This window comes from Rhodococcus sp. 24CO, assembly GCF_050586165.1.
In the GTDB taxonomy this organism is placed as follows: Bacteria; Actinomycetota; Actinomycetes; order Mycobacteriales; family Mycobacteriaceae; genus Rhodococcus_F.
In genome coordinates this window covers 220,145-232,899 of the sequence record NZ_JAZFNF010000007.1, presented here as the reverse complement: position 1 = coordinate 232,899, position 12,755 = coordinate 220,145, and the positions used below count along the sequence as shown (strand labels likewise).

The window sequence follows — 12,755 nt, the reverse complement described above, 5'->3', positions numbered from 1 at the left end:
TTCGAGAAGGAATCGGATTCCCCGATGCGTGCCAGTTTTATTTTCAGCGAGGTCATGACCGGCCTGCGCCGCAACATCACGATGACCATTGCCATGATCTTGACGACCGCCATTTCGCTCGGACTCTTCGGCGGTGGCCTCCTCGTGGTTCAGATGGCCGGTAAGACGCAGCAAATCTTCCTCGAGCGCGTCGAGGTCCAGATCTTCCTGACCGACGATATTTCCGCCGCAGACCCCGGTTGTGAGCAGGAAATCTGCAGCACTCTGCGCCAGGAACTCGAGCAGACACCGTCCGTCGTTGCGGTTCAGTTCCTCAATCGCGACGACGCGGTGAAGGACGCGACCGAGCGAGTGTTCAAGGACCAACCCGAGTTGGCCGCTCTGGTCAGCCCGGACAGCTTCCCGGCGTCGTTCAAGGTCAAGCTCAGTGACCCGGAACGATTCGGCGTCATCAACGACACGTTCGGTTCGCGGCCAGGCGTCGAGAGCGTTCTCAATCAGCGTGAGCTCGTCGACCGTCTCTTCAGCGTCCTCGGTGGTGTCCGCAATGCCGCCTTTGCGATTGCCGTCGTTCAGGCCATCGCCGCTATTCTGTTGATCGCCAACATGGTTCAGATCGCCGCCTTCACGCGTCGTACCGAGGTCAGCATCATGCGACTGGTGGGCGCAACGCGTTGGTACACGCAGCTTCCGTTCCTTCTCGAGGCAATTGTTGCCGCATTGATCGGTGCGGTACTGGCGATCGCCGGGCTCTTCACAGCAAAGAACCTGTTCATCGACGGAGTGCTGGCCGACGTTTACGAAGCCAACATCGTCGCGCGCATTTCCAACAGTGACATCCTGTTCGTCTCACCGTTCCTGGTCCTCGCAGGTGTGGGAATGGCAGCGATCACCTCGTATGTCACGCTTCGTTTGTACGTGCGCGAGTAATTGGTTTGCGCGGCCTTCTATGCTGAGAGCAAGAGTTGTTTGCATTATTGGGTAAGACAGCGGACTGAGAGGCCCGGACAGTGAAGGAAAAGGGCCGCAAGGTCATTGCGACCAATCGCAAAGCGCGTCACAACTACACGATCATCGACACCTACGAAGCGGGAATCGCGCTCGTGGGCACCGAGGTCAAGAGTTTGCGCGAAGGCAAGGCGTCGCTCGTGGACGCATTCGCAACCGTCGACAACGGTGAGGTGTGGCTTCGATCGCTGCACATTCCGGAATACACACAGGGATCGTGGACCAACCACTCGCCGCGTCGAACCCGGAAGCTGTTGCTGCACAAGCGCGAGATCGAACACCTCGTAGGCAAGACCCGTGAGGGCAACCAGACGCTGGTTCCGTTGTCGATGTACTTCTCCGACGGCAAGGTCAAGGTCGAACTTGCTCTCGCCAAGGGCAAGCAGGACTACGACAAGCGTCAGGACATGGCCAAGCGCACCGCTGAGCGCGAGGTGACCCGCGAGTTGGGCCGTCGGATCAAGGGCATGCGCGGGTAGCAGTTGGCCTGGTCTCAGCCGCGGCGGTCGGCCGGCGCAGCTCGTAGGTGCACTCGTTCACCCTGCTTCCCGAACAGACTGATCACTTCGGCCGGGCGACCGTCCGCAGCGCTGAATCGGTGGGGGATATGAGTGTCGAACTCGGCGGCTTCGCCTGCCCCCATGACAAAATCGCGATCACCGAGCAGTAGCCGGACGCGGCCCGACAACACGTAGAGCCACTCGTACCCTTCGTGTGTACCAGGCTCGCGGATGTCCTCGGTGGGCGAGAGGATCATTTTGTAGGCCTGGAGGTTTCCCGGCTGGCTGGTCAACGGAATGATCGTCATCGATCCCACCTTTTGCGGTTCTTCCCGCACCCGGGGGTCTGCGATCTTGCTGTTGACGAGGTCGTCGAGTGGGACGCCGTGCGCCTTCGCAATCGGCAGCAGAAGTTCCAAGTTGGCTCGGCGAGTGCCGGATTCGAGCCGCGACAACGTGCTGACATTGATGCCCGTGGCCTCGGAGAGGTCGGTCAACGTCATATCGGATTGCTGGCGCAATGTGCGCAGGCGCGGGCCGATTCCCGCAAGGACGGCCTCGAACGATGATTCGGTCATTCCTTCATTTTGCCAAATCGGCAACGATGTTTGTCAAGTTAGCGTTGCGATGCAATCCTGAATTCATGACACAGACTTCGTACGACGCAGCAGACACCTACGACGTGGCAGTGATCGGTGGCGGCGCTGCCGGACTCAACGCGGCGATCATTCTCGGTCAGGCCCGTAGATCCGTTGTGGTTTTCGACAACGGCGCACCGCGCAACGCGGCGGCAGATCACATGAACGGATTTCTCTCTCGCGACAGGATGAATCCAGCCGAACTCCTCGCCATCGGACGCGACGAAGTCCGGAAATACGGTGGAGAGTTCCATGACGGGACCGTCGTCGATGTACAGCGTGGCGGCGACGATGACTCTCGTGGCGGATTCGCGATCACCCTCGCAGACGGCACTCGAATCTCGGTGCGCAAAGTGCTTGTCGCGACGGGCCTGACCGACAGGTTGCCCGACGAACTCAGTGCCTTCGGCGAGCGCTGGGGGCGCGACGTCCTGCACTGCCCGTACTGCCACGGATACGACGTGCGCGATCAGCCATTGGGTGTCATTGCCAAGAGTGTCGAGTTCGCGATGCATCAGGCCCCGATGATCCGTCAATGGTCGGACGACGTGGTTCTGTTCCTCCATCGAATCGAGCATCTCAGTGCCGAGGATCGGGAAAAGCTTGCAGCGCTAAATATTTCGATCGTCGAAGGCGAGGTGGCAGCGCCCGTGCTCGAGGATGATCGTCTCGTTGGAGTGCAACTGGCCGACGGTAGAACTGTTGCGCGGTCGGCGATCTTTGTCGGAGGCGCGGTCACGATGGACCCGAACGATTCGATTCTGCGGTCGTTCGGCGCATCGACGGCGGCGACGATGATGGGGGAGTTCGTCACCGTCGACATGATGGGTGCAACAAGCGTGTCCGGTGTATTTGCGGCAGGCAACGTTGTCGATCCGAGTGCGCAGGTCATCATGGCCGCAGCAGCAGGCGCGAAGGCGGGAGCCGGAATCAACATGGCGCTCACCAACGATGATCTGGAGGCTGCATTGGCGTTGCGCGGATCGATTTCTGCGTAGCAGTTGGTTTTCTGCGTAGCGTGGTGTGATGGATACGCTGCAAGTGTTGATCACAGGAGCTACCGGCTACATCGGCGGGCGTCTGGCTCCAAGGTTGGTTACAGCGGGGCATCACGTCCGCGTGCTGGTTCGCAGTCCTGAGAAACTGCGCGATGTTCCGTGGCGTGATTCCGTCGAGGTGGTTCGTGCTGATCTGAGTGACAAGGCATCCCTTGCAGGCGCTTTCGACGAGATCGATGTTGTCTACTATCTTGTCCACGCCATGGGCGGTGGTGGCTCGTTTTCCGATGTCGACAAGCGCAGCGCGGCAAATGTTGCCGAAGCGGCTGCGGCCGCAGGCGTTCGCCGAATTGTCTACCTCGGCGGACTGCATCCATCAAACGCAGAACTGTCGACGCATTTGAAGTCTCGGCTGGAGGTCGGCCGGATCCTGCTCGACTCCGCCGTTCCGACAGTCGTGTTCCAGGCCGGCGTGGTGATCGGTTCGGGTTCGGCCTCCTTCGAGATGGTTCGCCACCTGACCAATCGCCTGCCGGTGATGACCACGCCGAAATGGGTGCACAACAACATTCAGCCGATTGCCGTGCGCGACGTACTCCATTACCTGGTGGCCGCGGCGGCTACGACCCCGGAGATCAACCGCGCATTCGATATCGGCGGACCGGACGTCATGCAGTACGGCGAGATGATGAACGCCTACGCCGATGTTGCGGGATTGGTGCGTCGACGCATTGTCGTCCTGCCAGTCTTGACCCCGAGGCTCGCCGGTCTCTGGGTGGGCTTGGTCACGCCGATTCCGCACGGGCTCGCAATGCCGCTGATCGAGTCATTGCAGAACGATGCCGTTATGCACGATCACGACATCGACGGTTTCATCCCGCCGCCCGAAGGTGGCCTTACCACGTATCGCGAAGCGGTGCGGCTGGCTCTGCGCAAGATCGATAACGGAGAGGTCGAGACGTCTTGGTCTGGCGCCACTATCGCCGGCGCACCGTCGGATCCTCTACCGTCCGATCCAGATTGGGCCGGCGAAACGGTGTACGTCGACCATCGTGAACGTGATTGTGCTGCGGACCCGGAGACCTTGTGGAAGGTGGTCGAATCCATCGGCGGCGAGAACGGTTGGTACTCATTCCCTTTGGCCTGGGCAATTCGGGGGTGGATGGACCGGGCGGTGGGCGGCGTCGGGTTACGTCGGGGTCGGCGTGATCCGCGTCACCTCAATACCGGTGAGGCCCTGGACTTCTGGCGGGTCGAAGAAATCGACAGAGGAAAGTTGCTGCGACTGCGGGCCGAAATGAAAGTCCCCGGGGGAGCGTGGTTGGAGCTGAGAGTGTCCGAAGGGCAGTGTGCCGCCGAAGGGCAAGGTAGTGGATCGTGCCTGGAGCAGCGTGCTGTATTTTTCCCGCGAGGCTTGGCTGGGCGACTGTATTGGTACTCGATCCTGCCATTCCACGGTGTCGTTTTCGAAGGCATGATCACCAACATCACGGGCACCGCAGAACGCTCGAATTAATTGGTATGACTTCCGCGCAGCGGCGCGTTATAGTAGGTAGCCCCACGAAAGACGCGGGGCACACACGGGGCTGAACGGTTTCGACTGCGTGTGTTGAGTTAGGGGAAGCGTGTCGGTGCAGGCAAGAGACCACCGTAAGCGTCGCTGCAAACCTATAAGCGCCGATTCCAATCAGCGCGACTACGCTCTCGCTGCCTAAGTAGCGAAGCGTGTCTGTCAGCCCGGGGTTGCCCTCGACCCGGTTCCTGGCATCAGCTAGAGGGCTTTACTGTTCGGCTCGGTCACGGAGTTGGACGGGACATCAAACAGTGACTGGGATCGTCATCCTGGCTTGTTCGCGAGACTGGGAGATCCAAGTAGAGACTTAGCGAACTGCACACGGAGAAGCCCTAGCGATTCAACGTAGGACCCGGGTTCAATTCCCGGCAGCTCCACAAAGAGGCAGGTCAGACACCCGAGACAAGGTGTAGGGCCTGCCTCATTTTTATGCCGTTCGCCGCGCCCAACCGTCGAGGAGCGCGCTGACTGCGTGGTCCAAGTGCAGAGGGTCGCCGCCCCAATTCGGGATGATTGCGTTATCCGGGATGTCGCCTCGCAGGAGCTGATCAGCCAGGCCGCTGATCGGAGGGGCCGGATCGATGACGTCGCCGTTGGTCGTTTGGAACTCGAACTGTTGATCACCAAGCGCAGTGATGGTGAATTGGCCACGATGTAGCGCTCGGTGACAAGTCCCGCACAGCATGATCAGGTTGTCGAGGTTGGTTTCTCCGCCGCGACCCCAGAATTTCACGTGGTGAGCGTGCAGAAATCTGGTTCGACCGCATCCTGGTGTGCGACAGCTTCCGTCACGGTAGTTCAGCGCCAACATTTGTTTGTGACTGGTGACCCGCGTCTTCCGGCCAAGATTGAGCACGCATTGCTTCTTGGTCTTAGCCAAGCGGAGGTGGGCGTTGCAGAGGACTTCCTCGGAATCGTTGTCGGGCAGTGCGGGTCCGCCAGGGATCCGGAGGTTGTCGTGTTCGTGGAAAAACACCACCTCCGCTGAGTTGCTGACGCTACTCGTGGTGTTCGTCGGGGCCGTGGCAGCGATTTCGGCCATCGCGATGAGCGCGGGTCCGATGTCTCCGGGTGGCTTGTTTGCCGTGTTCTGCTGAGTGATCGGCTCGTCCGACACCTTGGTGGAGTCATCGTCCTTGTCGATCTTGGGCTCGTTGTCGGGTGACGGCATTGCTGTCCGTGTGCGTTCACGTTCTGCGGTGGTGAGGACGGCGAGGATACGGGCGCCGTCCTGTGCGGCCAGGCGACCTTTGACGACAAAATCGCCCGTGTCGGGGTCCCAATGCCAGCGGACTTGAAAGCGTTCCGGCGCTTTATTTTTGCCGGATTCGATGTCGGCCACCTTACGTAGCCCGGCAGTGAGACGGTCGATCTGTGCTGCTGGTGCTTCGCGGCCGAGTCGGACCATCTGCTTCTCATTGGAGGGGGTTGTGACTCGGGTAAGTGCGCGAACCTTCGAGTAGGACAAATTGCCTTGTTCGAACGCTTTCCGCATCGCGGGCAAGGGGCGGAGCGCTTTGGCGACACGAACGTATTCGCGTCCGGTGTGCAGGCTCATGCCACATTTCCAGGAGAGCCAATGAGCGCACGAATGTAGTCCGGGGCCTGCCCAGCCTCGTTGTTCGTCGAAGTCGGCGAGCAGCGTGAGGAATCGAGCCGTAGCTGCGGCGATTTGTCCGGCTAGTGCGCAGATTTCCACGCCGATGTTGTCGACGGCTTCTCGCTTGTCCGCGACGCTCATGACTTGATCGGTCTCACTGTCAAGATCGCTGTCGAGATCGATGTCGCGCTTGTCTGTGTCCATGCCAACCCCCCGGTTCGAATGTTCATTCGACAGTAACTGGGGGCACCGACAGAGTTCGAAAAGCGTCCCCGCGGGGACGCTTTCAGTCAAGAGGGGCAGGCAGAGCGAAGACTCTTCACGAGAAGAAATCTCGCTAAGCCCCCATCCGTCGGGTTTTCGGCGCCGAATGCCCTATATGACGCTTCAGCATCGGACGCACTATCGGGAAGAACAACACCTCACGGTGATGGTTCTGCCTGGTGGGAAGGTTTCGAGTCACCGCCGTTCGCGATTCTGGCATTTATCGAACCTCCGGATGCGCCCCTTCTCGGTGGCGATTCGGCAACGTGGATTCGGTGTCGTGGCGGTCAGATATCGCAAACGTGGGTGGAACGGTCCGGAGCAGAGCCCGGTTGCAGATGCGCGGCAGATACTCGATCGGATCAAGGCACGAAACTCTGACGCGCAGGTCATTCTGCTCGGACATTCGATGGGTGGACGGGTAGCCGCCGCTCTGTCGGGTGACGCGGCAGTCGTAGGCGTGATCGCGCTGGCGCCATGGTGGCCTTCAGGGACGGACGTCGGACTGCGACAGCGTTGCCTACTGCGGGTAGTGCACGGTACGGCGGATCGCTGGACCGACCCGGATCTTTCCCACGCGGCGGTCGAGCGAGCGCGTAGATCCGGTTTCGACGCCGAGTGGATCGGTATCGACGGTGCGGGGCACTTCATGATGCGCCGGCCGTCACTGTGGCACCGACTGGCAGCAGATGCGGTCGCGGAGATCGCAGAGAAAACAACCGGAGCGAAGGCAGGAGAACGACGATGAATTCGGGCAGACGGGGTTCGGTGAAGCGGAGTTCTGACAAGCGCAAGGTTGCTGTCGTCGGCAGCGGGGTCGCAGGCCTGACAGCGGCGTGGGTGCTGAGCAAGGATAGTGACGTCACGCTCTACGAAGCGGATTCGCGGCTCGGCGGCCACGCCGATACACATGCGGTGACCGATCCTGAAGGTCGCAACTTCGCCGTCGATACAGGCTTCATCGTGCACAACGACCGTACCTATCCGACGCTGTTGAGATTGTTTGCCGAACTCGGTGTCGAGACACAGGAATCGGATATGAGCATGTCTGTGCGCTGCGAGGGGTGTGGCCTCGAGTATTCCGGTGGGCAGGGCCTGCGCGGGGTTCTACCAACGCCTGGACTCCTGGTGAATGGCAGCTTTCTGTCGATGTTGATGGAGGTCAAGCGGTTTCATCGACGAGCGCGTGCACTGCTCGAGCGGCCAGAGGACTCGACTGCCTCGACACCTGATCAGACACTCGGGGTTTTCCTGCGAAACGGTAGATTCTCCGACTATTTCACCGCTCATTTCATGACCCCGCTGGTATCCGCGGTGTGGTCGTGTGACCCGTCGGCCGCACTCGAGTATCCGGCGCGGTACCTGTTCTCGTTCCTCGATCACCACGGCATGCTTACTATCTCCGGTTCGCCGACCTGGCGGACCGTAACCGGTGGTTCGGTCGAGTACGTGAAAGCGGTGGCACAGAGTATCAGTGCCGTTCGGCTGAACACGCCGGTTCACGCGGTGTACCGGCACGGTAATTCAGTCGAGATTCGTGGGGGAGAGGATCAGCTCGAGACATACGACGCGGTGGTAATCGCGACACATCCCCAGCAAGCGCTGAAGATTCTCGCCGATCCCACGGCCACGGAGCACGAGGTTCTCGGGGCTATGCCGTATTCGATCAATCACACTCAATTGCACACGGACGAGACTGTGCTGCCTGACAATTCGAATGCGCGAGCATCGTGGAACTACTACCTGCCGCATTGCGATGCGACGCCAGACCACGTGCTCGTCAGCTACGACATGACCCGGTTGCAGCGTCTGCCGGAAACCGGTCGACGGTACATCGTGACTCTCGGAGGCAAGGACATGATTGCCGCGGATTCGGTCATCGACCAGATGACCTACGAGCATCCGCGGTACACACCGGCTTCCGTTGCAGCTCAAAGCCGGCTTCCCGAGTTGGACTCGGATGTGCTCGCATTCGCCGGCGCGTACCACGGGTGGGGATTCCACGAGGACGGTGCCTTGTCGGGCCTGCGCGCGGCTGAGCGTGTCGGTGGGCGATGGTCATGAGCTCCCGCGCCGCGACGGTAGTTCCGTCGATCGTTCACACCCGAATACGGCATGTGCGATCCGAGCCGATGCACAACGAGTTCGAATACCGGAGCTACAGCTGGCTTGTCGACGTGGATGCGCTGCCGGTACTTCCGAAACCGTTGCGCCCCTTGGCTCGATTCGACGCAGCCGATCACTTCGGTGATTCAACTGCGCCTTTGCGGTCCAACGTCGAGTCTTTCCTGCGGGCCAACGGAATCGAGTTCGCCGGCGGCCGGATCCTCATGCTCTCGAATGCGCGTGTACTCGGCTATGTGTTCAACCCATTGAGCGTGTTCTGGTGTTTGAACGACGACGGCACACAGCGCTGCGTGGTTGCGGAGGTGCACAACACCTACGGTGAACGCCACTGCTACCTGCTCGAGACCAACGACAATGGTGCGGCACGCGCGCCGAAGGAGTTCTACGTCTCGCCGTTCAACGACGTGTCCGGCGAGTATCGGATGAGGCTACCGCTTCCCAAGGACTCGGTGCAGCTGTCGATAGTGCTCGCTAGACCGGATCAGGCACCTTTTGTCGCCACGGTGCGTGGTCGATGCGTTCCGGCCACCGCGGGCGCGATAATACGGAGCTTCCTCGCGATCCCGCTCGTGACACTGAGAGTGTCCGCGCAAATTCGATATCAGGGCATCCGGTTGTGGGCCAGACGATTACCGGTAGTTCCTCGGCCACACCATCAACCGCAGGAGGCAGTGTGATGACAACTGTGATGACACCCGTGATTTCAACAACGACTCGTAGCGCTGAGGTCGAACTCTGGCCAGGAGTTGCGACAGTTCCCAGCGGCCTCAAGGTGCGGGTGGCGTCGCCGGTTGCACGGGCGCTGTTCCACAAGGCGGTTGCTCGATTACCGCTGCGTGTTCAGATTCCTGGGCGAGAGTACTCCGGCGGTGAGTTCTCCGGCGGCGGTAGCCCGGATTCGCCGTTGATGGTTATTCATCGCCCGGATGACTTTGCTGCTCGGGTGGGCGACAGCGGTCTGATCGGATTCGGTGAGTCGTATATGGCGGGCGACTGGGAAGCTTCCGATCTCACCGCAGTCCTGGAAGTTTTTGCCTCTCGTGTGGCGACACTGATTCCCGACTTCTTGCAGCGGCTACGTGGCCTCTACATTCCCAAGCAGCCACGCAGTGAACGCAATTCGACGCAGAACACTCGATCCAATATCTCGCGGCACTACGACCTCTCGAACGAGTTGTTCGAATTATTCCTCGACGACACGATGACCTATTCCAGTGCGCTGTTCGACGACCTGTCAGGTGGGGACTCACAGTCGTGGGACGTGTTCGCCGCCGCGCAGCACCGCAAGATTGATCGGTTGCTGGACGGTGCGGGCGTCGGCCGCGGTTCGCGAGTTCTTGAAATCGGTACGGGGTGGGGAGAATTGGCGATCCGCGCGGCCCAGCGTGGTGCTACGGTGCGTTCGGTGACTCTCTCGGTGGAACAGCAGGAACTGGCAGCAAAGCGGATCAGCGCTGAGGGACTGGCAGATCGCGTTCAGGTCGACCTTCTCGACTACCGGCAGGTGCAGGGAGAGTACGACGCAGTGGTGTCGGTCGAGATGATCGAGGCGGTCGGCCACCAGTACTGGGGAAGCTACTTCCAGAAGATCGACTCCCTGCTGGCGCCGGGTGGGCGTGCCGCGATCCAAGCAATCACGATGCCACACGATCGAATGTTGGCAACTCGCAATACCTATACGTGGGTGCACAAGTACATCTTCCCGGGAGGCTTCCTACCCTCCGTGCGGGCGATCGAGGATGTTACCGAACGCATGACCACTCTTCGTGTGCGTGAACGCCTGTCGATGGGTGATCATTACGCGCAGACGCTCCGCCTCTGGGATGAGAGGTTCAGCGCCCGCGCGGAGGAAGTTGCGGCGCTCGGATTCGACGACGTGTTTACCCGCATGTGGCATTTCTACCTCTGCTATTCCGAGGCGGGTTTCCGTTCCGGATATCTCGATGTGCAGCAAGTGATTCTCGATCGGAGGAACCAGCGATGACAGCCACGATGGACCGAACGGGAAAGAGCACCGGCATCGCCGAGCGATTGGCGGAACTCCTCAGTCCGCTTGTCGGCGGCGAACTTCCGGTTCGGCTGACTGCGTGGGACGGCAGCGCAGCAGGACCGGTCGATGCGCCGAAAGTGACGCTCCACAGCGCAAACGTGCTTCGACGGCTCTTGTGGAATCCTGGCGAGTTGGGCGCGGCGCAGGCGTATGTTCTGGGCGAACTCGACGTCGAAGGCGATCTTGGCGACGCACTCACGCACGTCTGGAAAGTGTCTGCCGAGCGTGGTCTTGGCTCGATCTCGCCGTCACCGTCGGTTATCCTCGCCGCGGTCAAGGCCGCGAGATCCTTAGGGGTGTTCGGGCGTCCGTTGCCACCTCCCGTGTCGCAGGCGCGGGTCAAGGGTCGCTTGCACAGTATGTCGAGGGATCGGGCGGCCATCGGTCATCACTACGATCTGTCGAACGACTTCTATTCGCTGATCCTCGACAACAACATGGCGTACTCCTCGGGCTACTGGACATCCGATGCACCGGAATACACTCTCGAAGACTCTCAGAAAGACAAGTTGGACCTGGTCTGCCGCAAGATCGGGCTCGATCGGGCGCGCGAGCAACGCTTGCTTGATGTCGGTTGCGGGTGGGGTTCGCTGAGCGTGCACGCTGCTCGCGAGTACGGTGCCCACGTTGTCGGAGTGACGATCTCGGCGGAGCAGAAGGCGTTTGTCGACGCGAGGGTCCGATCGCTCGGCCTCGAAGATCAGGTCGAGATCCGACTGCAGGACTATCGCGAGATTCCGGACGGACCCTACGACGCCGTCGCGTCGATCGAAATGGGCGAGCACGTCGGCGAGGACAATTACCCGACGTACGTGAAAGCGCTGCACGACAATGTGATCGAGGGTGGTCGCGTGCTGATCCAGCAGATGTCGCGTACCGGGGCGCATCCGGGTGGCGGGCCGTTCATCGAGTCGTTTATTGCACCCGACATGTATATGCGTTCGGTCGGGCGCACCGTGGCGATGATCGAGGAAGGTGGGCTGGAAGTGCGTGACGTTCAGGCCCTTCGGGAGCATTACGTGCGCACTGTCGACGCGTGGATCGAGACGTTCGAGTCCAATCTCGATCGCGTAGTTGAACTGGTCGGCATGGAGGTCGCCCGGGTGTGGCGTCTCTACCTCGTCGGCGGCGGCATGGCATTTCGTGATGGGCGGATGGGTGTGGATCAGATTCTCTCGGTGAGGCCGTCATGTCTTCGATGACGCTCGGTCCGATGATGTTCGCGAGCTTTCTGGCTGTTGTTGTCACGATGGCGGTCACTGCGGCGATCGGTATACGTATCGGCAGGCACAACGTTGTCGACGTGTCCTGGGGTGTGGGTTTCGTGGTCATTGCCGCGGTGTCTGCAGTTGTCGGTGCGGGCGACCTGTGGCGCCGACTACTGATGCTCGCGTTGGTCGGTATCTGGGGCCTGCGGTTGGCGTGGCACATGGCGGTGCGCTCTCGCGGAAAGGGCGAAGATCCTCGGTACGAGCAGATGCTGGGAAAGGCGTCTGGCAGTCGAACTCTGTATGCGATACGGAAAATTTATGTGACGCAAGGTATCTCCCTGTGGTTTGTGTCGCTGCCGATTCAGGTTTCCGCGGTGTCGTCAGGTGGGTTCAACCTGTTGGTACTCCTGGGCGTCGTGTTGTGGCTGGTCGGTGTGACGTTCGAGGCGGTCGCGGATCGTCAGATGGCCGAGTTCAAATCCGATGCCGGTAGTTACGGGCACATCATGGATCAGGGGCTGTGGGCGTGGACGCGCCATCCCAACTATTTCGGTGACGCCTGTGTGTGGTGGGGGATATTCCTCGTCGCGGCATCGGTATGGCCAGGAGTGTTGACGGTTCTCTCACCGGTTGCGATGACGTATTTTCTCGTGTTTGCGACCGGCGCGCGACTTCTCGAGCGGCATATGGAGCACCGCCCCGGTTATCGTGAGTACCAGGAGCGGACGAGCTACTTCATTCCGCGCCCGCCGAAGTAGATCCGGCTCAGAAGTAGATCCGGCTCGA

Annotated in this window: 12 protein-coding genes and 1 other RNA gene; 11 read left to right on the top strand and 2 right to left on the bottom strand. The window is 60.6% G+C overall.

Annotated elements, in window-relative coordinates; translation table 11 throughout:
• The first annotated feature begins 24 nt into the window (after nt 1-24).
• Both ftsX and smpB read left to right on the top strand, forming a co-directional pair.
• Entirely contained in the window at nt 25-930 is a 906-nt protein-coding gene (gene ftsX / locus V2B23_RS18875; protein ID WP_430951748.1) for a permease-like cell division protein FtsX, read from the top strand.
• Nucleotides 931-1,010: 80 nt separating this feature from the next.
• The gene (gene smpB / locus V2B23_RS18870) at nt 1,011-1,487 is read left to right on the top strand and encodes an SsrA-binding protein SmpB (RefSeq protein WP_033231128.1); all 477 of its coding nucleotides are present in this window, start codon (nt 1,011-1,013) and stop codon (nt 1,485-1,487) included.
• 14 nt (nt 1,488-1,501) lie between these two features.
• Here the strand turns inward: smpB and V2B23_RS18865 are convergent, their stop codons facing one another.
• Nucleotides 1,502-2,086 (bottom strand): helix-turn-helix domain-containing protein, encoded by a 585-nt coding sequence (locus V2B23_RS18865; RefSeq protein WP_430951747.1) that lies wholly within the window; start codon nt 2,084-2,086, stop codon nt 1,502-1,504.
• Nucleotides 2,087-2,151: 65 nt separating this feature from the next.
• On the opposite strand from V2B23_RS18865, the gene V2B23_RS18860 reads away from it, so the two are divergent.
• The 3 genes from V2B23_RS18860 to ssrA all read left to right on the top strand — a co-directional run bounded on the left by V2B23_RS18860 (nt 2,152) and on the right by ssrA (nt 5,097).
• The gene (locus tag V2B23_RS18860; RefSeq protein ID WP_430951746.1) at nt 2,152-3,144 is read left to right on the top strand and encodes an NAD(P)/FAD-dependent oxidoreductase; all 993 of its coding nucleotides are present in this window, start codon (nt 2,152-2,154) and stop codon (nt 3,142-3,144) included.
• Nucleotides 3,145-3,172: 28 nt separating this feature from the next.
• The gene (locus V2B23_RS18855) at nt 3,173-4,660 is read left to right on the top strand and encodes an SDR family oxidoreductase (RefSeq protein ID WP_430951745.1); all 1,488 of its coding nucleotides are present in this window, start codon (nt 3,173-3,175) and stop codon (nt 4,658-4,660) included.
• Nucleotides 4,661-4,726: 66 nt separating this feature from the next.
• Nucleotides 4,727-5,097: a transfer-messenger RNA gene (ssrA, locus tag V2B23_RS18850) on the top strand.
• A 47-nt stretch (nt 5,098-5,144) separates the two neighbouring features.
• Here the strand turns inward: ssrA and V2B23_RS18845 are convergent.
• Nucleotides 5,145-6,521, bottom strand: coding sequence for a DUF222 domain-containing protein (locus V2B23_RS18845; RefSeq protein WP_430951744.1), 1,377 nt, complete (start codon nt 6,519-6,521; stop codon nt 5,145-5,147).
• Here V2B23_RS18845 and V2B23_RS18840 point away from each other — a divergent pair.
• Genes V2B23_RS18840 through V2B23_RS18815 form a run of 6 tightly spaced genes read left to right on the top strand, consistent with a single transcriptional unit; the run spans nt 6,499 to nt 12,727 of the window.
• A complete protein-coding gene (locus V2B23_RS18840) occupies nt 6,499-7,329 on the top strand; it encodes an alpha/beta hydrolase (RefSeq protein WP_430951743.1) in 831 nt (276 codons plus the stop codon). The genes V2B23_RS18845 and V2B23_RS18840 overlap by 23 nt on opposite strands.
• Nucleotides 7,326-8,645: an NAD(P)/FAD-dependent oxidoreductase gene (locus tag V2B23_RS18835; RefSeq protein WP_430951742.1), complete on the top strand. Its 1,320-nt coding sequence runs from the start codon at nt 7,326-7,328 to the stop codon at nt 8,643-8,645. Before V2B23_RS18840 ends, V2B23_RS18835 begins: the two co-directional genes overlap by 4 nt.
• A complete protein-coding gene (locus V2B23_RS18830; RefSeq protein WP_430951741.1) occupies nt 8,642-9,385 on the top strand; it encodes a DUF1365 domain-containing protein in 744 nt (247 codons plus the stop codon). Before V2B23_RS18835 ends, V2B23_RS18830 begins: the two co-directional genes overlap by 4 nt.
• Nucleotides 9,385-10,692, top strand: coding sequence for a class I SAM-dependent methyltransferase (locus tag V2B23_RS18825; protein ID WP_430951740.1), 1,308 nt, complete (start codon nt 9,385-9,387; stop codon nt 10,690-10,692). Before V2B23_RS18830 ends, V2B23_RS18825 begins: the two co-directional genes overlap by 1 nt.
• Nucleotides 10,689-11,960, top strand: a complete 1,272-nt coding sequence (locus tag V2B23_RS18820; protein WP_430951739.1) for a class I SAM-dependent methyltransferase — start codon at nt 10,689-10,691, stop codon at nt 11,958-11,960. Before V2B23_RS18825 ends, V2B23_RS18820 begins: the two co-directional genes overlap by 4 nt.
• Nucleotides 11,948-12,727: a DUF1295 domain-containing protein gene (locus V2B23_RS18815; RefSeq protein WP_430951738.1), complete on the top strand. Its 780-nt coding sequence runs from the start codon at nt 11,948-11,950 to the stop codon at nt 12,725-12,727. Before V2B23_RS18820 ends, V2B23_RS18815 begins: the two co-directional genes overlap by 13 nt.
• Nucleotides 12,728-12,755: the final 28 nt, after the last annotated feature.